The sequence below is a fragment of the Pseudomonas sp. AC169 genome, assembly GCF_979258515.1.
Genome location: NZ_OZ409866.1, coordinates 5,272,355 through 5,293,662, shown reverse-complemented (window position 1 = coordinate 5,293,662; position 21,308 = coordinate 5,272,355). Strand labels below are relative to the sequence as shown.

Genomic DNA, 21,308 nt, shown 5'->3' with positions numbered 1-21,308 from the left:
TCGTAACTTACGGTGTGCCCTGAAATTGCAACAGGAGATTCGCTCATGGTGTACGACGTCATTATCGTCGGCGGCAGCTATGCCGGGATGTCCGCCGGCCTGCAACTGGCCCGCGCCAGACGCAACGTTTTGGTGCTGGATTCAGGCCTGCGGCGCAACCGTTTTGCCGAAACATCCCACGGTTTCCTCGGTCAGGATGGACGTGCACCGGGGCAAATTGCTGACGAAGCACGGGCACAATTAATGGCTTACCCCAGTGTGCAATGGTTAACGGATACGGCGGTTGAAGCGACTCCCAGTGATGCCGGGTTCGATTTGCGCACCGAGAGCGGACAATGGCTCAGCGCCAAACGACTGATCCTCGCCTCGGGCGTCATCGACGAATTACCAGACATCGACGGCCTCAGGCAGCGCTGGGGTAAAAGCGTTTTTCATTGCCCGTATTGCCATGGTTATGAGTTGAATCAAGGCGCCATCGGTGTGCTGGCGACGGCACCCATGTCGATTCATCACGCCCTGCTACTGCCGGATTGGGGTCCGACCACGTTCTTCACCAACGGTGTTCTCGAGCCGGATGCCGAACAATTGGCGGAACTGGATCGCCGCGGTGTAACCCTGGAAACCCGGCCGGTCAGTCACATTAGTGGCGAGCGTGCGGACGTGGTGCTCAGTGATGGTCAGGTCATCGCTGTTGCAGGCCTGTTCGCCATGCCACGCACACGCATGGCCAGCCCGCTGGCTGAACAATTGGGATGCACATTCGAGGATGGCCCGATGGGACCATTTATTCAGACTGATGCAACACAACAGACCAGCGTCGTCGGCGTATTTGCCTGCGGAGATGCAGCACTGGCTGCCGGCTCAGTAGCGCTGGCGGTTGGCGATGGCGCCCGCGCCGGTGCAGGTACTCATCGCTCACTGGTCTTTGGCTGATACGTATACTGCGGGCGTCTCAGCGCGAATCCGGCTTCAAGGCTTCCAGCCACGCCGGATCCAGGCGCGTCTGCTCGGTATCGAGCCCCAGTGCCTGCATCCGCTCCTTGTGCGCCTCGGCTTCCCGCCACAATTGCCCGTGATCGCTGGAGTTGCCGTCCAGTTCGTGCATTTGCGTCAATCCCAGATGATAGAAGCGCAGAACCTTCATCGCCGTCGGATCATTCTGCGCCACCGCCGCTGTTACCTGATGCATCACATTGGTAATGCTCATCAGACTGCGCTTGAGCCGCCAGCTGTACACCGCTGGCGCCATCCAGCTCTGATTCCAGAAGCGCCCACGCAATAACGCGGCGGTCAGCAGAAATGCCACAAACACCCCGCCGACATTGAAGCGCAGGTTATCGCCGCCGGGCTCGCCGAACAACGCCACCGCGACGCTGGAAAACAGCATCGCCAGCACCAGGAACAGCACGGCGATGATGATCGTGCTGCGTCGGGTCTGCTGGCGAAAGGTGGCGGCGTCCATCGGCTGAATCTCGAACATCACAAATGACTTCCTTGAGCGACAAAAGGGCTAACTGAAAAAACCGGCCGGCGCATTATCGCCTCTAGCGCGGATTTAGCTATGCTGGGGCTCCTTTTCATCTTTTCAGCGTCCAACGGGGACATGGCGGTACAGCGCAGATCGTGCCATCTTCATTCATGGATACACACTATTCGGATGCCATCCGCCTGGTTTTGGGATGACATCGTTTTAAGGATCATTGCATGACCCAACGACACGTAATCAATGCCTCGGTCAGCCCGAAAGGCAGCCTGGAAACCCTTTCTCAACGTGAAGTTCAGCAACTGAGCGAAGCCGGATCCGGCAGCACCTACACCCTCTTCCGCCAGTGCGCCCTGGCTATCCTCAACACCGGCGCCCATGTCGATAACGCTAAGACCATTCTCGAAGCCTACAAGGACTTCGAAATCCGCATTCACCAACAGGATCGCGGCGTACGCCTGGAGCTGCTGAACGCTCCGGCCGACGCCTTCGTCGACGGCGAGATGATCGCCAGCACCCGCGAAATGCTCTTCAGCGCCCTGCGCGACATCGTCTACACCGAAAACGAACTCGACAGCCAACGCATCGACCTCAGCACCTCGCAAGGCATCAGCGACTACGTTTTCCACCTGCTGCGCAACGCGCGCACCCTGCGTCCGGGCGTCGAGCCGAAAATCGTCGTCTGCTGGGGCGGTCACTCGATCAACACTGAAGAATACAAATACACCAAGAAAGTCGGCCACGAACTCGGCCTGCGCAGTCTCGACATCTGCACTGGCTGCGGCCCCGGTGTGATGAAAGGCCCGATGAAAGGCGCGACCATCGCCCACGCCAAACAGCGTATTCATGGCGGTCGTTATCTGGGTTTGACCGAGCCGGGCATTATCGCCGCCGAAGCGCCGAACCCGATCGTCAACGAGCTGGTGATCCTGCCGGACATCGAGAAACGTCTGGAAGCGTTCGTCCGCGTTGGCCACGGCATCATCATCTTCCCGGGCGGCGCCGGTACGGCTGAGGAATTCCTCTACCTGCTGGGCATCCTGATGCACCCGGACAACAAAGGGCTGCCGTTCCCGGTGATCCTCACCGGGCCGAAACATGCCGCGCCGTATCTGGAACAACTCGACGCGTTCGTCACCGCGACCCTCGGTGAAGCGGCCAAGCAACACTACGAAATCATCATTGACGACCCGGCCGAAGTGGCGCGGCAGATGACGCAGGGCCTGAAAGCGGTGAAACAGTTCCGCCGCGAGCGCAACGATGCGTTCCACTTCAACTGGCTGCTGAAGATCGACGAAGGCTTCCAGCGTCCGTTCGATCCGACCCACGAAAACATGGCCAACCTCAAACTGCATCGCGACCAGCCACCGCACGAACTGGCGGCCAACCTGCGTCGGGCGTTTTCCGGGATCGTCGCTGGCAACGTCAAGGACAAGGGCATTCGTTTGATCGAAGAACACGGGCCGTACCAGATCCGTGGTGATGCGGCGATCATGCAACCGCTCGACGCGCTGCTCAAAGCCTTCGTCGCCCAGCACCGGATGAAACTGCCGGGTGGCGCGGCGTATGTGCCGTGTTATCGAGTGGTGGCATAACCAATCCCGGGCCACACACAAAACCTGTGGGAGCTGGCTTGCCAGCGATAGCGACAGATCAGAAACACTTATGTTCTCTGACACACCGCCATCGCTAGCAGGCTAGCTCCCACAGTGGTTTTTGGGTGCACACACATTTTGCATTCACTCCGATCAAATGTGGGAGCGAGCTTGCTCGCGAAGAGGCCAGAAAGAACAACCTCGACCCACCAATCGCGCCGCTAGCGCCTTCGCCTGCAACGCGACATCCGTCACCGCCGTACTCTCCCACCACATCCCGCGCAATGGCGGCCCCATCGCAAACAACCGCCCAGCCGCACACCCCTCGGCATCCAGCACCGCGCCATCCACGGCCGCCGCAATCCCCAGCGCCAATGGCCCCGGCTGCACCAAACCCCGCGCCAGTACTTGTTGCGGCAACGGTCGCGCCACCCGGCGCCAGTCGTATTCAATGCCACTGGAATTGATCAATGCGGCACCTTGCACCACGCAGGTTTCCGACTGACCGCGCCGCTGAATGCGAATACGGACGCCACCGTCCGGACTTGGCTCAAGCCCTTTAAACGAAGCTGCCTGAATGCGCAATCGCCCTTCTTTATAAAGTCGCTCAACCAGCGCCGCACTCAACGGCGGTGAACGGTGGTGATGACTTTCCCACCACGGCCGCACATGCCGTACGAATTGTCGACGCTGCGTATCAGTCGCCTGACTCCATAACCGGGCGATGTGCACGCGAACCGTGTCCAGCGGCGCCTGCCAATCGATGCCTTGAGCGATGGCCGCCCGGCATTGCCGACGCAATTCGCGCAGCAACTGCCGCGGCGTGTGAAGACTGTGATCGTCGCCGAGAAAATCCACCCAGGCCGGCGGTTGTCGGCGCACATGGGGCAACAAACCATGGCGGGAAAACACTTCGATCGGCCCGCGATGCCCGGCTTGCTCCAGCGACACCACGGCATCGACCATGGTCAGGCCGGAGCCGATAATCAGCACCGTCGATTGCGGATCGAGTTGGCGCATGGCCGCGACATCCCAAGGATCGAGCGCGGCGGCGTTGAGGCCACTGGAAGCTTTCTGCGGCGTTCGCGCGGCAGGGAACATTCCGGTCGCCAGGACCGCGTAGCCACCGCGCAATGACTGACCATCGCTCAACGTCAGTTGCACCGAACCGGCCTCGACTTGCAGATCGACAACTTCCGCACGAATGTGCTCAACCCTTGAGCCATTCTGCGCCCCGACTCTGCGCGCCTCGGCCAGACGCTGCTGCACATAGACGCCGAACAATCCACGCGGCGGAAACAGTTCGCTGACCGGCACATCCTGCTCGGCCGATTCAGGCCAGCCACCGCCGGCAATGTGCTCGGTCAGCCATTGCGTCAAATCATCAGGATTATCCGGATCAACGCTCATGCGCGCAGCATTGCCGTTGAGCGTGTGGCCCAACTCGACCGCGCTGTACGCCTCGCCCCGCCCCAGTTCCGCACGCGGTTCAACGATCAAGACCTTGCGCCGGCCAGGCAGACGCAATAATTGCACCGCCAGCATCGTGCCGCTGAGGCCGCCGCCGATAATCAGGATATCTGCGCTCTGACTCATTCAAATCACCACATTGCGAACAAACCGCGCCGGCACGTCCCCGTCATTGCGATAGGAATGCGGTTGGTTACTGGCAAACATAAAGAACTCACCGGTGCCGATGTGCTGCGGCTGGTCGCCGAGCATCAGGGTCAGGCAGCCCTCAAAGACGAAAATCTGTTCACTCCAGCCTTCGGCATCCGCTTGCGACGGATAAACCTCGCCGGGTTGCAGGCACCATTCCCATTGCTCGACCTCGCGAGTCGCCGTAGCTTTGGAGAGCAGCACCGCTTTACTGCCCGGGTGGGTGCCCGCCCAGGCCACCTCGTTGATGCGGCTCGGATCACGGGCATCAGGCGCCTGGATCAGATCGCTGAACGCCACATCAAGTGCTTCGGCCACGCGGTCGAGGGTGGTCAGGCTGACGTTCTTTTCTCCCGCCTCGATCGCCACCAGCATGCGCCGGCTGACCCCGGACTTTTCTGCCAGCGCGGTCTGGCTCATATCGGCGGCATGCCGCAGACGCCGGACGTTCTGGCTGACGTGCTGAAGGACGGAAGCGCGTTGCAAGGAATCTTTGTGCACTATATTGCTCACTCGGTGAGGTTGGGCAGTATACTGCGCAACGTTGGGCGCATTGTGCGGCCTCCTTTTTATAGTGCGCAAGGTCATGACGTCGCTGAACACTACCCCCACTCCCCTTCGCTTCTCCCGTTTCAGCAAAGCCGAATGCGTGCTGGTACTGATCACCATGATCTGGGGCGGTACCTTTTTGCTGGTTCAGCATGCGATGACCGTCAGTGGCCCGATGTTTTTTGTCGGCCTGCGTTTTGCGGCGGCGGCTTGTATCGTTGCGCTGTTCTCGTGGCGGCATTTGCGCGAACTGACCCTGTTTGAACTCAAGGCCGGCGCGTTCATCGGCGTGGCGATCATGCTTGGTTACGGCCTGCAGACCGTCGGACTGCAAACGATCCCGAGCAGTCAGTCGGCGTTTATCACCGCGTTGTACGTGCCATTTGTGCCGTTGCTGCAATGGCTGGTGTTGGGGCGACGGCCGGGATTAATGCCGAGCATCGGCATCATGCTGGCGTTTACCGGTTTGATGCTGCTGTCCGGGCCGTCCGGCGCAGCGCTGAATTTCAGTCCCGGCGAAATCGCCACGTTGATCAGCGCCATCGCCATTGCCGCAGAAATCATTCTGATCAGCACCTATGCCGGCCAGGTCGATGTGCGCAGGGTGACCGTCGTGCAACTGGCAACCACCTCCGTGCTGTCGTTCCTGCTGGTAGTGCCGACCGGCGAAATGATTCCGGATTTTTCCTGGACCCTGCTGGTGACCGCGCTGGGATTGGGCGCAGCGAGTGCGGCGATTCAGGTGGCGATGAACTGGGCGCAGAAGAGTGTTTCGCCAACCCGGGCGACGTTGATCTACGCGGGCGAGCCGGTATGGGCCGGGATCGTCGGGCGAATTGCCGGGGAACGTTTGCCGGCGATTGCGCTGGTGGGCGCGGGGCTGATTGTCGCGGCGGTGATTGTCAGTGAGTTGAAGACCAAGGGGAAGGTTGCTGAAGCCGAAGCCGAGTTGGAGCAGGAAACCCAAGGTTAACCCGCATCACCTTCAGCGTCTGACCCAATGCTTTCGCGAGCAGGCTCAATCCCACATCCTGAAATACATTCCAATGTGGGAGCGAGCTTGCTCGCGAAAGGGCCATCTGCCACAACATCGATCTACTCGAAACAATGCCAAACAGAAAATTCCAGACTACTTTGTAGGATTCTGAGACATCCTGGCGTTTGGTGATCGGGGAGCTGGCACGTATGATGCTTCACAAACTTCCGCAGATTAGAAGCCTATGTCCCTGATAGTTCTACTGCTTCTGCCATTCATTGGCAGCTGTCTGGCAGCGGTGCTGCCACACAACGCGCGTAATACCGAATCCCTGTTGGCAGGTCTGGTCGCTTTGATCGGCACCGTCCAGGTCGCGATGTTGTACCCGCAAATTGCCCACGGTGGCGTGATCCGCGAAGAGTTCATGTGGCTGCCGAGCCTCGGTCTGAACTTCGTTTTGCGCATGGACGGCTTCGCCTGGCTGTTCTCGATGCTGGTGCTGGGCATCGGCACGCTGGTTTCTCTCTACGCGCGTTATTACATGTCGCCGGATGATCCGGTGCCGCGTTTCTTCGCGTTTTTCCTGGCGTTCATGGGCGCCATGCTCGGTCTGGTGATCTCTGGCAACCTGATTCAGATCGTGTTTTTCTGGGAGCTCACCAGTCTCTTTTCGTTCTTGCTGATCGGCTACTGGCACCACCGCGCCGACGCCCGTCGCGGCGCCTATATGGCGTTGATGGTCACCGGGGCCGGGGGGTTATGCCTGCTGGCGGGGGTCATGATTCTCGGCCATGTCGTGGGCAGCTATGACCTCGACAAGGTCCTGGCCGCCGGCGACATGATTCGTGCACACGCCCTCTACCCGATTCTTTTACCCCTCATTCTTATTGGCGCACTCAGCAAAAGCGCACAGTTTCCATTCCACTTCTGGCTGCCGCACGCAATGGCGGCGCCGACACCGGTTTCGGCCTATCTGCACTCGGCGACCATGGTCAAGGCCGGGGTTTTCCTGCTTGCGCGTCTGTGGCCGTCGCTGTCCGGCAGCGAAGAGTGGTTCTACATCGTCAGTGGGGCCGGCGCGTGTACGCTGTTGCTCGGCGCCTATTGCGCAATGTTCCAGAATGACCTCAAAGGTCTGCTCGCTTATTCGACCATCAGCCACCTCGGCCTGATTACCCTGCTGCTGGGCCTGAACAGTCCGCTGGCTGCCGTGGCTGCGGTGTTCCACATCCTCAACCACGCCACGTTCAAAGCTTCGCTTTTCATGGCCGCGGGCATCATCGACCACGAAAGTGGCACTCGCGATATCCGCAAACTCAGCGGCCTGATCAAACTGATTCCGTTCACCGCGACACTGGCCATGGTTGCCAGCGCGTCGATGGCGGGTGTGCCACTGCTGAACGGCTTCCTGTCGAAAGAAATGTTCTTCGCCGAAACCGTGTTCATCAACGCCACGGCGTGGGTCGAAGCGGCGCTGCCGATTGTTGCGACCATCGCCGGTACCTTCAGCGTTGCCTACTCACTGCGCTTCACCGTCGATGTGTTCTTCGGCCCGCCGGCCACCGACTTGCCACACACTCCGCACGAACCTCCGCGCTGGATGCGTGCGCCGGTCGAGTTGCTGGTGTTCACTTGCTTGCTGGTGGGGATTTTCCCGGCGCAGATCGTCGGTCCATTGCTCGCGGCAGCGGCATTGCCTGTCGTCGGCGGCGAACTGCCGGAATACAGCCTGGCGATCTGGCACGGTCTGAACGCACCGATGATCATGAGCCTGATCGCCATGTCCGGCGGCATCATCGTCTATCTGTTGCTGCGCAATCAGCTCAAGCGCGGGCGCTTCAAATATCCGCCGCTGGTGGGGCGTTTCAACGGCAAGCGCCTGTTCGAGCGCAGCCTCGTGGTAATGATGCGCATGGCCCGGCGCGTTGAGCGGCGCCTCGGCACCAAGCGTCTGCAGATGCAATTGTTCCTGATGGTATTGGCGGCGGTGCTCGCCGGTCTGATCCCGATGCTGCACAGCAGCCTGAGCTGGGGCGACCGGCCGAAGATTCCCGGCTCGATCGTTTTTGTGACCCTGTGGTTGCTGGCTATCACCTGCGCCCTCGGCGCCGCGTGGCAGGCCAAGTATCACCGTCTCGCCGCCCTGACCATGGTCAGCGTCTGCGGCTTGATGACCTGCGTAACCTTTGTCTGGTTCTCCGCGCCCGACCTGGCCCTGACGCAACTGGCGGTCGAAGTGGTCACCACCGTGCTGATCCTGCTCGGCCTGCGCTGGCTGCCACGCCGTATCGAAGAAGTCTCGCCACTGCCAAGCAGCCTGCGCAAGGCGCGCATTCGCCGCCTGCGCGACTTGCTGCTGTCGATTGCCGTCGGCGCTGGCATGGCGCTGCTGTCCTACGCGATGCTGACACGGCAGACGCCGAACGACATTTCCTCGTTCTACCTCAGCCGCGCCATGCCTGAGGGCGGTGGCAGCAACGTGGTCAACGTGATGCTGGTGGATTTCCGTGGCTTCGACACCCTCGGTGAAATCACCGTGCTGGTCGCCGTGGCGCTGACCGTGTTCGCGCTGTTACGTCGCTTCCGCCCGCCGAAAGAAAGCCTGCAACTGCCCGCTCAGCAACGCTTGCTGGCACCGGACGTGGTTACCGATCTGGTCAACCCGCGTTCGGCCAGCGACACCGCGCTCGGTTTCATGATGGTGCCCGCAGTGCTGGTGCGTCTGCTGCTGCCGATTGCGCTGGTGGTGTCGTTCTACTTGTTCATGCGTGGGCACAACCAACCGGGCGGCGGTTTCGTCGCCGGTCTGGTGATGTCGGTGGCGTTCATCCTGCAATACATGGTCGCCGGTACGCAGTGGGTCGAAGCGCAAATGAGCCTGCGACCATTGCGCTGGATGGGCACCGGACTGCTGTTCGCCACTGCCACCGGACTGGGGGCGATGGTCGTCGGTTATCCGTTCCTGACCACGCACACCTGGCATTTCAACTTGCCGGTGCTGGGTGACATCCATATCGCCAGCGCATTGTTCTTCGATATCGGCGTGTATGGCGTCGTGGTCGGTTCGACGCTGTTGATCCTCACCGCCCTCGCCCACCAATCGGTGCGGGGTCACAAGACCGCATCGCTGCCCAAGTCCGTCGCCAGCAAGGGAGCCGTCTGATGGAAGAAGTCATCGCAATCGCCATCGGCGTGCTCGCCGCGTCCGGCGTCTGGCTGATCCTGCGCCCACGGACGTTCCAGGTGGTCATGGGCCTGTGTCTGCTGTCGTATGGCGTCAACCTGTTCATCTTCAGCATGGGCAGCCTGTTCATCGGCAAAGAGCCGGTGATCAAGGACGGCGTCACCCAAGACTTGCTGCACTACACCGACCCGCTGCCACAGGCACTGGTACTGACCGCTATCGTCATCAGCTTCGCCATGACTGCGCTATTCCTCGTCGTGTTGCTCGCCTCGCGCGGCCTGACCGGCACCGACCACGTCGACGGCCGGGAGCCTAAAGAATGATGGCAATGACTCACCTGATTGCCGCACCGATCCTGCTGCCGCTGCTGACCGCCGCCATCATGCTGATGCTCGGCGAGCGGCACCGACCGTTGAAAGCGAAAATCAACCTGTTTTCCAGCCTCGTCGGCCTGTTCATTTCGGTGCTGTTGCTGCAATGGACGCAAACCACCGGCGTGCCCGGCTCCATCGGTGTGTATCTGCCGGGCAACTGGCAGGCGCCGTTTGGCATTGTGTTGGTGGTCGATCGCCTGTCGGCGCTGATGCTGGTGCTGACCGGGATCATCGGCGTCAGCGCCCTGCTCTTCGCGATGGCTCGTTGGGACGGCGCCGGTTCAAGCTTCCACGCGCTGTTCCAGATTCAGTTGATGGGCCTGTATGGCGCGTTCCTGACCGCAGACCTGTTCAACCTGTTCGTGTTCTTCGAAGTGCTGCTCGCCGCGTCTTATGGCTTACTGTTGCATGGCTCGGGTCGGGCTCGGGTTTCGTCGGGGCTGCATTACATCTCGATCAACCTGCTCGCCTCCTCTCTGTTCCTGATTGGCGCGGCACTGATCTACGGCGTCACCGGCACACTGAACATGGCCGATCTGGCGCTGAAGATTCCGCTGGTGCCGGAAGCTGACCGTGGTTTGCTGCACGCCGGCGCGGGGATTCTCGCAGTCGCCTTCCTGGCCAAGGCCGGTATGTGGCCGCTGAACTTCTGGCTGGTACCGGCCTATTCGTCGGCCAGTGCGCCGGTCGCGGCGATGTTCGCGATCATGACCAAGGTCGGCGTGTACACGTTGCTGCGCCTGTGGACGTTGCTGTTTTCCGGGCAGGCCGGAGCCTCGGCGTTCTTCGGTGGCGACTGGCTGATCTATGGCGGCATGGCGACCATGGTCTGCGCCGGGTTGGCGATTCTGGCCGCGCAACGCCTGGAGCGTATGGCCAGCCTGAGCATTCTGGTCTCGGCGGGAATTCTGCTGTCCGCGGTCGGTTTCGCCCAACCGAACCTGATCGGCGCGGCGCTGTTCTATCTGGTCAGCTCGACGCTGGCATTGAGCGCGCTGTTCCTGTTGGCCGAGCTGATCGAGCGCTCGCGCTCGGCCAACGAGATCCCGCTGGAGGACGAAAGCGAACTGCTGCCGCGTCCGCAGGAATCCCTGCAACCGCCCAAAGGCATCAACCTCGATGACGAACAGAAAGCCGTGGTCGGTCAGGTCATCCCGTGGACCATGGCGTTTCTCGGCCTGAGCTTCATTGCTTGCGCGCTGCTGATCATCGGCATGCCGCCACTGTCCGGTTTTATCGGCAAACTCAGCCTGATCGGTGCATTGCTCAATCCGCTGGGCTTGGGCACCGGTGCGCCGATATCCAATGCTGCATGGGCGCTGCTGGCGCTGCTGATCCTCACCGGGCTGGCGTCGCTGATGGCGTTCTCGCGTCTCGGCATCCAGCGTTTCTGGACGCCCGAAGAGCGCCCTTCGCCGCTGCTGCGCAAACTCGAATGCGCGCCGATCTTCCTGTTGCTCGGGCTGAGCATCGTCCTGACCTTCAAGGCTGAACCACTGCTGCGCTACACCCAAGCCACCGCCGATGCGCTGAACAACCCGCAACAATATGTCATGGCGGTGCTCGGCACCCGCGCTGTTCCGAGCCCGGAAGCCAAATCGGCCATGCTGGAGGTGCAGCCATGAAGCGCGTGTTTCCTGCACCGCTGTTGTCGTTGGCATTGTGCGTCCTGTGGCTGACCCTGAACCTGTCGATCAGCCCGGGCAATCTGCTGCTCGGCGCGATACTGGGTTTTGCTGCACCGTTGATGATGCGCAAGCTGCGCCCGAAACAAGTGCGCATTCGCCGTCCCGGGACGATCCTGCGCCTGTTCTTCCTCGTCGGTCGTGACGTGGTGATGTCCAACCTGATCGTTGCGTGGGGCGTGCTCAACGCCGGTCGTCGTCCTCCGCGTTCAGGCTTTGTCAAAGTGCCGCTGGACCTGCGCGATGCCCACGGCCTCGCGACCCTGGCGATGATTTGCACAGTGGTGCCCGGCACAGTCTGGTCGGAACTGGCGCTGGATCGCAGCATATTGTTGCTGCACGTCTGGGATCTGGATGACGAAGCGCAGTTCATCGAGCACTTCAAGAGCACCTACGAGCGGCCGTTGATGGAGATTTTCGAATGAGCCCATTACTGTCGAACGCGATCCTGCTGACGCTGTTCCTGTTCTCGCTGGCCATGGTGCTGACCTTGGTGCGCCTGTTCAAAGGGCCGTCGGCGCAGGATCGGGTACTGGCGCTGGACTATCTGTACATCGTCGCCATGCTGATGATGCTGACCCTGGGCATTCGCTATTCCAGTGACACTTACTTCGAAGCGGCGCTGCTGATTGCGCTGTTCGGCTTCGTCGGCTCGTTTGCCCTGGCGAAATTCCTGCTGCGTGGCGAGGTGATCGAATGAATGCTGAATTGTCTCTGTGGATCGAGATTCCGGTGGCGATCCTGCTGGTGCTCAGCGGTCTGTTTGCGTTGATCGGCGCGATCGGGTTATTGCGCATGAAGGATTACTTCCAGCGCATGCACCCGCCGGCACTGGCTTCGACGCTGGGTGCATGGTGTGTGGCGCTGGCGTCGATCATCTGCTTTTCGGCGCTGAAGTCGGGGCCGGTGGTGCATGCCTGGCTGATTCCGATTTTGCTCGCGATCACCGTGCCAGTGACGACCTTGTTGCTGGCGCGGGCGGCGTTGTTCCGCAAGCGCATGGCTGGTGATGATGTGCCGGCCGAGGTCAGTAGCCGCCGGACCGAAAGCGGTAGTTAGTCCAGAGCTTTCGGTGTCTGGACTGGCCCCTTCGCGAGCAAGCTTGCTCGCGAAGGGGCCAGCCAGGTCATCACAAATTTCAGATCAGTTTAAACCCAAGCCACCGCCAGCAACCCCGCCCCCAACACCGCACACAAAGGCGAATACACCCAGGTATCCAGCCGCGCAAACCGCGAGTCCTTCACCTCCTTGAAGAACCCGACCAGATTCGAATCACCAATCGCCCGGGCAAACATCAACAGCGCAATCGCGCTGATCAGCCATTGCAGCGCCTTGTGCGTCACCGCCGGCATGCCCCAGCCCACCCGCATACACACCAACGCCGCAATCACCAGCAACGCCACCGCCACGATCAACGTGAGCCAACCCGACGGCTTGAACGCCGGTCGCACCGTTGCGACAAATCCGCGCACCGGCACCTGCGGCACCACCACTGCTGCCGCCCACTGCCCACCCAGCGCCCAATACACGTGCATCAAGGCGATCACTGCAAACGTTGTCACCAGCCATTGAGCCAACACAAAGGTCATGGTTGAAATCCTTGGAAAGGGATTTGAACAAATCATCCTAGTCGGATTTTTTTCAAGTGCACGACCGATCAGCGGTACGGTAAAGTGCCGCCCCATGAAATTCTCCCGTTCCGATCGCTCACTGCTGGCCTGGATGCTCTATTGCTGCGTCCTGTTCAACGTGTTCGCCTGCAGCATCGGTCACGGACAAATGGTCGGCATGCAGCTCAACGGTATCGGCGGCCAGTTCTGTACAGTCGACCCGGCCACTCAAGCGCCGCTCGCCAGTAACCCCACCGAAGAACAACTGCCGACCCTGTCCAAGGCATTTGGCTGCCCGCTGTGCTCAGTTGGCGGCGGCATGGGCCCAGCATTCAACTCCAGCCTCACGCTGGCGATCCTGCCCGAACAACACAGCCCACCACTGGCGCCCATCGTCAGCGCTGACCTCCCTGCCCGCTTCACCTGGCCTTCGGCCAACCCTCGCGCCCCACCGCTCGTCTGAGTGTCTTTGCCTTTTTGATTTGTCAGCCCACTGCGCCAACGCGCGGCGTTCGCCTGTGCGCTGACTCCTAGACATGCATTCAGGATTCAATGATGAAACAACTCACTCTACTGGCGAGCCTGTGCGGCTGCCTGTCCGTTAACGTCTGGGCGCAATCCACCGTGGATCTGGCGCCGATCACCATCGATGGCGAGTCCGGCGCAGAACCCGGCCTGAGCCTCGACCAATCCAGCGGCATGGCCTCACGCCTCGGCTTGAGCGTGCGCGACACACCCGCCTCTGTGGCCATCGCCAATCGCAACGACATCGAGCGCCACGGCGCACAGAACTTCCAGGACGCCGCCAACACCCTGCCCGGAGTCAACGCCAGCGCGCCGCCGGGCTTCGGCGGATTCGTTTCCTATCGCGGTTTCACCAGCAGCCAGATCACCCAGATGTTCAACGGCATCAACGTTTCCGGCGGACTCGCGCGGCCCGTCGATTCGTGGATCTATGACCGTGTGGAATTGGTCGGCGGCCCATCATCGCTGATCAATGGCGCAGGCTCCGTCGGCGGCTCGCTGAACTACGTGACCAAATTGGCCACCCGCGATGAACAAGCTGTTGAAGGCCGGGTCAGCTACGGCACCTACGACACCACCGAAACCGCCTTCGGACTCAACCATGCGCTGACCGACCCGAGCGCCGACGTCCAGCATTACGCGCGACTCGACGTCAGCCACAACACCAGCAACGGCTACATCGACCGTCAGGAGCGCGATGCCTGGAGCGTGGCGTTCTCGCTGCTCAGCGACCTCACGCCTGACCTGTCGCACACCCTGGCTCTGGAATATCAAGACGAGCACGAAGACAGTCCGTATTGGGGCACGCCCGTGCTCAACCCCAAGGCCGGTGAGCTGAAGATCGATAAACACAATCGCTTCAACAACTACAACGTCGAGGACGGTCGCTACGAACAGCGGACGATCTGGGTTCGCTCGATCATCGACTACCGCATCAACGACAGCACCACCCTGCGCAACACGCTGTATCACCTCGACAGCCAGCGCGATTACCGCAACCTCGAAACCTACCAGTACAACGCCGACAACACGGCGGTAAATCGCTCCACCGCCTATCAGGTTCGCCATCAAGGCGAACAGAACGGCAACCAGTTCGAACTGCGCCACGACAACACGCTTTTCGGTCTCGATACGACGTGGTCGGGGGGCTTCGAGTACAAGGTCAACCAGACCACCAACTCGCCGCTGAACATCAAAGGTGCGAGCACGGTGGACCCGAACAACTATCGGCCAGGGCATTTCTACGATATCCCCGATACCAACCCCAAACTGATCAGCGACAAGACCAACGAGGTCACCACCAAGGCATTGTTCGTGGAAAACCGTTTGGCATTGACCGACAAACTGTCGCTGCTCACCGGTCTGCGCTACGACGATATCGACCTCGACGTCACCAATCACCGCACGGTGACCGCCGCCAACCCCAAGCACCTCAAGCGTAGCTGGGAGCCAGTCACCGGCCGCGCCGGCCTGACCTACCAGTTCATTCCGTCGGCCAACGTCTACGTGCAATACAGCACCGCCGCCGAGCAACCGAATGGCACGCAAAACTTTGATGTCTCGACTGGCAAGCAGTGGGAGATAGGCAGCAAATTTGATTATCTGAACGGGCGCGGCTCGGCGACGATTGCCGCTTATACCATCGAGCGAAAGGACTTCGCCGTCACTGATCCGCTGGATCCGGCCGGCAGTATTCCGGTCGGTCAGCAGACGTCGAAAGGTGTAGAGATTGCCAGCTCGTTGCGGATCACCGACAAGTTATTGGCCGAAGGTAACTTCGCCTGGGTCGATGCGCAGTACGATGATTTCACCGAAAAGAATGCCGCCGGCGTGGTGGTATCGCGCAAGGGCAACACGCCGACCAACGTGCCGGATCGGGTCGGCAATCTGTGGCTGACGTATGACTTTTCGCCGCAATGGCAAGGTGGGGTTGATGCGCGATATGTGGCATCGGTGTATGCAGACACGGCGAACACCATGACCGTGCCGTCGTACAAATTGTTCGGCAGCTTCCTCAGCTACAAGGTTGATTCGCATACCACCGTGACCGGGCGTGTGCGTAACCTGACCAATGAGGTGTATGCCGAGTTTGCGCATGTTTCGCCGGCGTATTATCTGGGAACACCGCGCACCTTTGAATTGGCGGTGGCTACCAAGTTCTAAAAGCTTCGCGAGCAAGCTCGCTCCCACAACGGATATGTGTCGTTCACAAAACCAATGTGGGCGAGCTTGCTCGCGAAGGGGCCGGAGCTACAGCCTCTATTTCAGATCAGCCGAAACCTTATCCGCCACATCCTTCGGCAACCAGGCCTGCCACACATCCGGGTGCGCCTTCATGAACGCCACCGCTGCCTCACGCGGCGCGGTGTGCTTCTCGCTCATGTCTGCCAGCGCCTTGTTCAAAGGCTCGATCGGAAAATCCACTTTGCTGAAGAACTCGGCAATCTGCGGATACTGCTTCTGGAACGGCGTAGACACACCAATCGACAGCTTCGACGCCAGCGAACGAGTCGGTTTCGGATTGGGATTATCAGCGTCTGTCAGCGTCTTCCAAGCCTCTGCATCAAACGGCGGCTCCTCAAGCTGCACCAGTTTGAACTTGCCGAGCAACGGCGTCGGCGACCAGTAGTAAAACAGCACCGGCTTACCGCGACGAATCGAAGAGCTGATCTCAGCGTCCAGCGCAGCACCGGAGCCACTGCGGAAATTGGTGTAATCGTCCTGCAAGCCATAAGCCGTCAACTTCTGCTTGTTGACCACCTCTGACGTCCAGCCGATCGGGCTGTTGAGGAAGCGCCCCTTGCCCGGGGTTTCCGGGTCCTTGAACACATCCTTGTACTTCTTCAGATCACTGACACTGCGCAGATCCGGCGCCAGCGGTTTGATGCCTTTGGCCGCGTCGCCCTTGATCACGTACTCCGGCACCCACCAGCCCTCGGTAGCGCCTTTGACCGTGTCACCGAGGCTGACCACTTTGCCTTCCGCCTCAGCCTTGACCCACACCGGACTGCGCCCGGCCCATTCTTCACCAATGACTTGAATATCATTGTTGGCCAGTGCGGTCTCCAGCGTGATGGTGGTGCCAGGCAAGGTGTCGGTCGGTAAACCGTAGCCCTTCTCGACGATGATCCGCAGCACATCGGTAATCAGGCTGCCGCTTTCCCAGTTCAGGTCGGCAAAATGGATTGGCGCCTGGGCCGCCGTCACCGATTGTGCTGATGTCAGCAAACCGAACGTGGCCACGCTGGCGGCCAATAACCGTCGAAATCCGTTCATGCATTGCACCTCGTGCTGTTCACAGCAATGGCAGGTTGGCCTGACAGAAGACCGCAAGCCTCTGAATACTCAGTCAACTGACTGTAGCCGAGGTTCCTGCTTTTTCCGGGCCATGCCCCGGACGAGGTTATGAATCAGACTTTTCCTGCAAGCTTTGCAGCTCACGTCTGACCATGCTGGCGTATTCCGCGGGACGCAACTGATAGATCTGTGCAGCCAGCCAATTCAGCCAAGCGCCTTGCAGTTCGGCCTTGGCGGCGAACAAACGCCGGGCCTCCTCGCGTGCAGTGTCGAGGTTCTGCGCATGGAAAGCCGCGCGGCTCACTCGCTGGCCTTGAACGTCACCAGTTCGCCCTTGCGCCACTTGGCGGCTTTGGCGGTAACGGCTTTGAGGGTCTTGGTCAGGCCTTCCTGCAATTGCTGATGGGCGGCGAATACCGTCACCACGCTATGGCCTTCCTTGAACAGGATCGCGTGCCCGTCAGCGGTATCGACGAAAGCGTAATCGCCCAGTCCATAGACCGTGAGTTTGATTTCGCGAAAGCGGATATCCATCTTGCCGCCCTCACGGCTGGGCAAGACCGATGCACTGAAATGATCGCCGACCTTGAGCTTCAACCCCGGTTTGTCATCGACCACCAAGGCGCTTTCGGTGTCGATCTCGGCCACGTAAATGCCTTCGGCGTTCTGCTCGGTGATGTAAACAAAACGCGACTGGAACAGCTTCACCAGCTTTGCACGCAAATCACCCAACACGAACAAAGCATGCATATCGAGATTACTGACTGCCAAAGAAACATCCCCACATCTGAAAAAACCGCACACGGAAAACGCGCACGGCAAAAAACGGCCAGGCCGATGTCACTGCCAATTAAATCAATAAAGCCCGAATCGAGCAGAGTGCTCGTTCAACGCGAGGCTGGTAAGACTACTGGATTGTCACCCGCGAAACTCATCCCAATGTCGCCAAAGATTGAAGGAAAAATCCTCAATAGCGGCGAGAGCAGTCTGACTACGAACTTTAGGGAAAATTCTCACGTAAAAAAGCACTTTTCCGACATATCGCTGGCGAAAAATTGCTTTAGATAAGCCCTGTCGTCAACAGGTACTGGCGATTCTAGAGCAGCGATGCTCATTACGACTACCCGCAACGGCCGTAAAATCCCGGTCGACTGATGAAAAGGACTTCATATGTGCACTCTGACCCATTTTGCCATGCCAGCTGAAGCACGAATCAAATCGCCGCTCATGCTGCATGCCAGCACTTTCAACGACCATTGTCCACGCTTCCAGGTGGTGCCCGCCGGCAACTCTTTTTTCCATATAAAGGAAATATCGACCGGACGTGTAAGAGGTTTCCGCGAAGATCACAACGAAGCCTGCGCCCTCGCCCGCTCACTTGAGTCAAAGATCGAACTCCTGGCGAGTGGTTGCCTCAGATAAAGAGAGCGATCAACCGCGCCGTACCGGCGCCCACCGAAGGAGTACACGATGGAACTGCCAGCATACGATCTGAAAACCCTGTTCGATCAACTGGGGCTACCTTCAGAAGGTAACGCAATCGACGACTTCATCGAGGCGCATCCACTGGCCCCCGAGACCAAACTGATCGACGCTGACTTCTGGACACCGCAACAAGCGCAATTGCTCAAGGAATGGCTAAGGGCCGATGGCGAAGAAGCGGTGATGGTCGACGAACTGAATGTGCGCCTTCACCGCGGTAAGTAATTCTGGATCAGTGCAGGCTATCACTCGGCTCGGCGTGCAACTGCGCGAGCCACGCAGCCTTGCACTCCTCGGCCTCGTCGCGGCTGGCAAACGCGGTGCCGCGACGCTCGCCATTGAGCAACACCACCCAGCACACACTTCGACCCATTGCGCGCAAACCGGCAGGCACGCCACTGCCGATCATCACCGCGACATCAACTCTGCACTGCATGCAGCCCTCCCGAAATCATTAGCAACCTAACTAAGCGGTCAGATTAATGGTTTCTTTTGAGCGGAAACAGCAAGCTCCGTGCACAGATTTATTGCACCGAGAGCAACAATCGCTCAGCGCGGTTTTTCCGGCTTATAGCCCAGACGCAATCCACCCCAGTGCCGGCCCTTGATCATGATCGGCACCGACAGGTCATGCATCAATTCACCGGTGTCGCGGGTGTAGGTCTGCAACAACACTGGTTGCTGATGGCTGCCGCAGCGAATACCGGTGCGGTCGGCAAACTTGCGTTTGGTGCGATTGTTCACCGCGTCGACCTGCGCATCGCCCGTCAACGGCTGACTGAACAGCTGATTGTGCGTCGGCACATAACCCTGCTGCGTACAGGCAATGGCGAATACCAGCCCCTCGTGACGCGGCAACAACGGTTCCTGAATCGCCGGCAGCACCTGATCGGTGTAACGGTCGAAACGGGTTTGAAACTTCGCCGGCTGGGTATTCGGGATCGGCTGATACTGGCGGTCGAATAGATCCTCGAGGCTGATCCGGCCCTGCTCGACATCCGCCTCGAACCGCGCAGCAATCTGACTCGCGCCTTCGCGGGCCAGATCGTAGATGCGCTGGTGATAGTCATCCAGACCGACTTCGGCCAGACGCTCGCTGATGGTTTCCGCCTGCCCTTCCATTTGCACGGCGGCTGCAGCGAGGCGACGGGTCTGTTGATCGCTGATCGCCAGGTCGCTGCGCATCTGCTCGATGGCCTTGAACAGGCTGTCGAGTTGTTCGCGATTGGTTTCCGCGCCCTGAGCGATTTCACCGACCTGACTTTCCACCCCCGCTGCCAGTCGCGCGATGTTCTCCAGATGCTGGCCGGTGTGCTCGACCTGTTCGACACCGATCTGCAGATCACTCGACAACTCGCGAATCTGCTCCACCACCTGCGCCGTGCGTTGTTGAATGTCGGCGACCATCTCACCGACTTCACCGGTTGCCGAGGCCGTGCGCGCCGCCAATCCACGAACCTCATCCGCCACCACGGCAAAACCGCGACCATGCTCACCGGCCCGCGCCGCTTCGATCGCCGCGTTCAATGCGAGCAGATTGGTCTGGCTGGCAATCGACTGAATCACCAGCGTCACGCGCTGAATGTCGTCGCTGCGCAGGCTCAAGGCTTCGATCAATTCACGGCTGGCATTGGCGCGCTGACTGAGTTGATGCATGCGCGCGATCGAATCCATCAGTTCCGTGCGCCCCGCCGCGCTGCTGTGATGCGCCTGACTCGCTGCTTCCAGCGCCGTACGGCTAAGCTGCGAAGTCGCATGTTCGGTGGCGATCATCACTTCGGCATTGCTGACAATCTGCGCCGCCGCATCAAGTTGCGATTCGAGTTTGCTCGCCAGCTCCTTGACCGAAAACGCCACGCCCGCCGCCGACAACGCGTTGTGGCTGGTGGTGTAGGAAAGGTCGCGGGTCAGTTCGGACATTGCGCTGCCGCTGTCGGCAGGCTGGGATTCGGGGATGGCGCGGGAGCGCAGGCGTGGCAGCCAGACAATCAGCACCGCCAGCGGCATGCCAATGTACAGCGACCATTCGGCCAGGCTCATGCCGGCCAGCAACAGCATCAGGGCGATGCTTTGCAGGGTCGGAGCGATCCAGCGGTTTTTCGGCAAAAGCACTGGTGCAGGCAAAGCCCCAACCAGAGATCCATCTCTCGTCATATCAACACCCCACGCTTGTTCTCATTGTTGTGACTGCATTAAACGCCACTACAACGCCATTATCCATGGTCCGTTAGTCGTGGGGTCTGTGGCAGGTCAATGGAATCGCGCGGAAATATTGCGGACGATAAAAAGCTTCGCGGGCAAGCCCGGCTCCCACAGGTTCGGTGTTGAACCTTGTGGGGCGGACTTGCCCGCGATCACAGCGCCGGAAAAATCAGGCCTGACGCTGGTGCTTGTCGATCTGCTCGTGACGCTCTTGAGCTTCGATGCAGTACTTGGTGGTCGGGCTGATCAGCAGACGTTTCAGGCCAATGGCCTCGCCGCTGTCATCGCACCAGCCAAAGCTGTCTTCCTTGATGCGCTCAAGGGCTTGTTCCAGTTGCGGCAGCATGCGCTGGTCGCGATCGATCGCGTTTACCAGCCAAGTGCGCTCTTCTTCAACCGAAGCCGCGTCCGCCGGGTCAGCCGGGGTGTCCAGGCTTTCGATGGCGATACGATTTTGCTCAATGCGCTCGTGGGTTTCGACTTTCATGTTCTGCAACAGCTCAGTGAAGAAAGCGTGCTGCTCGGCATTCATGTAGTCATCTGCCGGCATGGCCAGCAACTTGTCCTTTGTCATTGATATCTCTATAAAAAAACGTGCATTAAGGCGAAGTAGGGAGCGTTTCGGCGAACCGCGTGCGGTCGGCGAAAAGGCATCGTTTATTGCAAATGCCACCCGGCACTCAATTT

At 59.9% G+C, this 21,308-nt stretch carries 23 protein-coding genes; 13 read left to right on the top strand and 10 right to left on the bottom strand.

Features of this window, described 5'->3' with window-relative positions; translation table 11 throughout:
- Positions 1-45: 45 nt before the first annotated feature.
- Positions 46-933, top strand: a complete 888-nt coding sequence (locus tag ACZZ0G_RS23700) for an NAD(P)/FAD-dependent oxidoreductase (protein ID WP_463557739.1) — start codon at positions 46-48, stop codon at positions 931-933.
- A gap of 19 nt (positions 934-952) precedes the next feature.
- Here the strand turns inward: ACZZ0G_RS23700 and ACZZ0G_RS23695 are convergent, their stop codons facing one another.
- A complete protein-coding gene (locus ACZZ0G_RS23695; RefSeq protein WP_463557738.1) occupies positions 953-1,480 on the bottom strand; it encodes a DUF3087 domain-containing protein in 528 nt (175 codons plus the stop codon).
- Positions 1,481-1,704: 224 nt separating this feature from the next.
- On the opposite strand from ACZZ0G_RS23695, the gene ppnN reads away from it, so the two are divergent.
- On the top strand, positions 1,705-3,078 hold the full coding sequence (ppnN, locus tag ACZZ0G_RS23690) for a nucleotide 5'-monophosphate nucleosidase PpnN (protein WP_034152412.1): 1,374 nt from the start codon (positions 1,705-1,707) through the stop codon (positions 3,076-3,078).
- Between the two features lie 153 nt (positions 3,079-3,231).
- Here ppnN and ACZZ0G_RS23685 read toward each other — a convergent pair whose 3' ends face one another.
- Positions 3,232-4,674 carry an FAD/NAD(P)-binding protein gene (locus ACZZ0G_RS23685; protein WP_463557737.1) on the bottom strand — a complete coding sequence of 481 codons (1,443 nt, stop codon included), beginning with the start codon at positions 4,672-4,674 and terminating at the stop codon, positions 3,232-3,234.
- Positions 4,675-5,238, bottom strand: coding sequence for a helix-turn-helix domain-containing protein (locus tag ACZZ0G_RS23680; protein ID WP_463557736.1), 564 nt, complete (start codon positions 5,236-5,238; stop codon positions 4,675-4,677).
- Positions 5,239-5,323: 85 nt separating this feature from the next.
- On the opposite strand from ACZZ0G_RS23680, the gene ACZZ0G_RS23675 reads away from it, so the two are divergent.
- The 7 genes from ACZZ0G_RS23675 (at position 5,324) to ACZZ0G_RS23645 (ending at position 12,564) form a co-directional block, all read left to right on the top strand.
- Positions 5,324-6,259, top strand: coding sequence for a DMT family transporter (locus ACZZ0G_RS23675; RefSeq protein WP_463557735.1), 936 nt, complete (start codon positions 5,324-5,326; stop codon positions 6,257-6,259).
- Positions 6,260-6,506: 247 nt separating this feature from the next.
- Positions 6,507-9,425, top strand: coding sequence for a monovalent cation/H+ antiporter subunit A (locus ACZZ0G_RS23670; protein WP_463557734.1), 2,919 nt, complete (start codon positions 6,507-6,509; stop codon positions 9,423-9,425).
- Entirely contained in the window at positions 9,425-9,769 is a 345-nt protein-coding gene (locus ACZZ0G_RS23665; protein ID WP_007910763.1) for a Na+/H+ antiporter subunit C, read from the top strand. The genes ACZZ0G_RS23670 and ACZZ0G_RS23665 overlap by 1 nt, the downstream gene beginning before the upstream one ends.
- Positions 9,766-11,445, top strand: a complete 1,680-nt coding sequence (locus ACZZ0G_RS23660; protein WP_463557733.1) for a monovalent cation/H+ antiporter subunit D — start codon at positions 9,766-9,768, stop codon at positions 11,443-11,445. Before ACZZ0G_RS23665 ends, ACZZ0G_RS23660 begins: the two co-directional genes overlap by 4 nt.
- Positions 11,442-11,930 (top strand): Na+/H+ antiporter subunit E, encoded by a 489-nt coding sequence (locus ACZZ0G_RS23655; RefSeq protein ID WP_463557732.1) that lies wholly within the window; start codon positions 11,442-11,444, stop codon positions 11,928-11,930. Before ACZZ0G_RS23660 ends, ACZZ0G_RS23655 begins: the two co-directional genes overlap by 4 nt.
- Complete coding sequence (locus tag ACZZ0G_RS23650; protein WP_007910754.1) at positions 11,927-12,205, top strand: K+/H+ antiporter subunit F; 279 nt, start codon at positions 11,927-11,929, stop codon at positions 12,203-12,205. Before ACZZ0G_RS23655 ends, ACZZ0G_RS23650 begins: the two co-directional genes overlap by 4 nt.
- Positions 12,202-12,564 (top strand): Na+/H+ antiporter subunit G, encoded by a 363-nt coding sequence (locus ACZZ0G_RS23645; RefSeq protein ID WP_127926814.1) that lies wholly within the window; start codon positions 12,202-12,204, stop codon positions 12,562-12,564. Before ACZZ0G_RS23650 ends, ACZZ0G_RS23645 begins: the two co-directional genes overlap by 4 nt.
- 89 nt (positions 12,565-12,653) lie before the next feature.
- Here the strand turns inward: ACZZ0G_RS23645 and ACZZ0G_RS23640 are convergent, their stop codons facing one another.
- On the bottom strand, positions 12,654-13,094 hold the full coding sequence (locus ACZZ0G_RS23640; protein WP_463557731.1) for a DUF3995 domain-containing protein: 441 nt from the start codon (positions 13,092-13,094) through the stop codon (positions 12,654-12,656).
- A gap of 94 nt (positions 13,095-13,188) precedes the next feature.
- Between ACZZ0G_RS23640 and ACZZ0G_RS23635 the strand changes: the two genes are divergently transcribed.
- Complete coding sequence (locus ACZZ0G_RS23635) at positions 13,189-13,578, top strand: DUF2946 domain-containing protein (RefSeq protein ID WP_397481705.1); 390 nt, start codon at positions 13,189-13,191, stop codon at positions 13,576-13,578.
- Positions 13,579-13,670: 92 nt separating this feature from the next.
- Positions 13,671-15,803 (top strand): TonB-dependent receptor, encoded by a 2,133-nt coding sequence (locus ACZZ0G_RS23630; RefSeq protein WP_463557730.1) that lies wholly within the window; start codon positions 13,671-13,673, stop codon positions 15,801-15,803.
- 96 nt (positions 15,804-15,899) lie between these two features.
- Here the strand turns inward: ACZZ0G_RS23630 and ACZZ0G_RS23625 are convergent, their stop codons facing one another.
- The 3 genes from ACZZ0G_RS23625 to ACZZ0G_RS23615 all read right to left on the bottom strand — a co-directional run bounded on the left by ACZZ0G_RS23625 (position 15,900) and on the right by ACZZ0G_RS23615 (position 17,687).
- Positions 15,900-16,916: an ABC transporter substrate-binding protein gene (locus ACZZ0G_RS23625; RefSeq protein ID WP_463557729.1), complete on the bottom strand. Its 1,017-nt coding sequence runs from the start codon at positions 16,914-16,916 to the stop codon at positions 15,900-15,902.
- Positions 16,917-17,043: 127 nt separating this feature from the next.
- Complete coding sequence (locus ACZZ0G_RS23620) at positions 17,044-17,241, bottom strand: hypothetical protein (RefSeq protein ID WP_463557728.1); 198 nt, start codon at positions 17,239-17,241, stop codon at positions 17,044-17,046.
- Positions 17,238-17,687: a hypothetical protein gene (locus ACZZ0G_RS23615; RefSeq protein ID WP_175554633.1), complete on the bottom strand. Its 450-nt coding sequence runs from the start codon at positions 17,685-17,687 to the stop codon at positions 17,238-17,240. The genes ACZZ0G_RS23620 and ACZZ0G_RS23615 overlap by 4 nt, the downstream gene beginning before the upstream one ends.
- Positions 17,688-18,164: 477 nt before the next feature.
- Between ACZZ0G_RS23615 and ACZZ0G_RS23610 the strand changes: the two genes are divergently transcribed.
- Positions 18,165-18,359, top strand: a complete 195-nt coding sequence (locus ACZZ0G_RS23610) for a hypothetical protein (protein WP_463558882.1) — start codon at positions 18,165-18,167, stop codon at positions 18,357-18,359.
- Positions 18,360-18,407: 48 nt separating this feature from the next.
- On the top strand, positions 18,408-18,644 hold the full coding sequence (locus ACZZ0G_RS23605) for a DUF2789 family protein (RefSeq protein WP_463557727.1): 237 nt from the start codon (positions 18,408-18,410) through the stop codon (positions 18,642-18,644).
- 7 nt (positions 18,645-18,651) lie between these two features.
- Here the strand turns inward: ACZZ0G_RS23605 and ACZZ0G_RS23600 are convergent, their stop codons facing one another.
- The 3 genes from ACZZ0G_RS23600 to ACZZ0G_RS23590 all read right to left on the bottom strand — a co-directional run bounded on the left by ACZZ0G_RS23600 (position 18,652) and on the right by ACZZ0G_RS23590 (position 21,195).
- Complete coding sequence (locus ACZZ0G_RS23600; protein WP_122600076.1) at positions 18,652-18,855, bottom strand: hypothetical protein; 204 nt, start codon at positions 18,853-18,855, stop codon at positions 18,652-18,654.
- A 113-nt stretch (positions 18,856-18,968) separates the two neighbouring features.
- Complete coding sequence (locus ACZZ0G_RS23595) at positions 18,969-20,093, bottom strand: methyl-accepting chemotaxis protein (protein ID WP_463558881.1); 1,125 nt, start codon at positions 20,091-20,093, stop codon at positions 18,969-18,971.
- A gap of 697 nt (positions 20,094-20,790) precedes the next feature.
- The gene (locus ACZZ0G_RS23590) at positions 20,791-21,195 is read right to left on the bottom strand and encodes a TraR/DksA family transcriptional regulator (protein ID WP_003225981.1); all 405 of its coding nucleotides are present in this window, start codon (positions 21,193-21,195) and stop codon (positions 20,791-20,793) included.
- Between the last annotated feature and the right edge of the window lie 113 nt (positions 21,196-21,308).

Bases quoted from the DNA above. Each gene is read 5' to 3' on its own strand.
- ACZZ0G_RS23625 (WP_463557729.1), bottom strand. From the start codon at position 16,916: ATGAACGGATTTCGACGGTTATTGGCCGCCAGCGTGGCCACGTTCGGT.
- ACZZ0G_RS23640 (WP_463557731.1), bottom strand. From the start codon at position 13,094: ATGACCTTTGTGTTGGCTCAATGGCTGGTGACAACGTTTGCAGTGATC.
- ACZZ0G_RS23695 (WP_463557738.1), bottom strand. From the start codon at position 1,480: ATGTTCGAGATTCAGCCGATGGACGCCGCCACCTTTCGCCAGCAGACC.
- ACZZ0G_RS23605 (WP_463557727.1), top strand. From the start codon at position 18,408: ATGGAACTGCCAGCATACGATCTGAAAACCCTGTTCGATCAACTGGGG.
- ACZZ0G_RS23675 (WP_463557735.1), top strand. From the start codon at position 5,324: ATGACGTCGCTGAACACTACCCCCACTCCCCTTCGCTTCTCCCGTTTC.
- ACZZ0G_RS23665 (WP_007910763.1), top strand. From the start codon at position 9,425: ATGGAAGAAGTCATCGCAATCGCCATCGGCGTGCTCGCCGCGTCCGGC.
- ACZZ0G_RS23685 (WP_463557737.1), bottom strand. From the start codon at position 4,674: ATGAGTCAGAGCGCAGATATCCTGATTATCGGCGGCGGCCTCAGCGGC.
- ppnN (WP_034152412.1), top strand. From the start codon at position 1,705: ATGACCCAACGACACGTAATCAATGCCTCGGTCAGCCCGAAAGGCAGC.
- ACZZ0G_RS23610 (WP_463558882.1), top strand. From the start codon at position 18,165: ATGCTGCATGCCAGCACTTTCAACGACCATTGTCCACGCTTCCAGGTG.
- ACZZ0G_RS23655 (WP_463557732.1), top strand. From the start codon at position 11,442: ATGAAGCGCGTGTTTCCTGCACCGCTGTTGTCGTTGGCATTGTGCGTC.
- ACZZ0G_RS23635 (WP_397481705.1), top strand. From the start codon at position 13,189: ATGAAATTCTCCCGTTCCGATCGCTCACTGCTGGCCTGGATGCTCTAT.
- ACZZ0G_RS23660 (WP_463557733.1), top strand. From the start codon at position 9,766: ATGATGGCAATGACTCACCTGATTGCCGCACCGATCCTGCTGCCGCTG.
- ACZZ0G_RS23700 (WP_463557739.1), top strand. From the start codon at position 46: ATGGTGTACGACGTCATTATCGTCGGCGGCAGCTATGCCGGGATGTCC.
- ACZZ0G_RS23630 (WP_463557730.1), top strand. From the start codon at position 13,671: ATGAAACAACTCACTCTACTGGCGAGCCTGTGCGGCTGCCTGTCCGTT.
- ACZZ0G_RS23600 (WP_122600076.1), bottom strand. From the start codon at position 18,855: ATGCAGTGCAGAGTTGATGTCGCGGTGATGATCGGCAGTGGCGTGCCT.
- ACZZ0G_RS23645 (WP_127926814.1), top strand. From the start codon at position 12,202: ATGAATGCTGAATTGTCTCTGTGGATCGAGATTCCGGTGGCGATCCTG.
- ACZZ0G_RS23595 (WP_463558881.1), bottom strand. From the start codon at position 20,093: ATGGATTCGATCGCGCGCATGCATCAACTCAGTCAGCGCGCCAATGCC.
- ACZZ0G_RS23670 (WP_463557734.1), top strand. From the start codon at position 6,507: ATGTCCCTGATAGTTCTACTGCTTCTGCCATTCATTGGCAGCTGTCTG.
- ACZZ0G_RS23615 (WP_175554633.1), bottom strand. From the start codon at position 17,687: ATGCATGCTTTGTTCGTGTTGGGTGATTTGCGTGCAAAGCTGGTGAAG.
- ACZZ0G_RS23590 (WP_003225981.1), bottom strand. From the start codon at position 21,195: ATGACAAAGGACAAGTTGCTGGCCATGCCGGCAGATGACTACATGAAT.
- ACZZ0G_RS23650 (WP_007910754.1), top strand. From the start codon at position 11,927: ATGAGCCCATTACTGTCGAACGCGATCCTGCTGACGCTGTTCCTGTTC.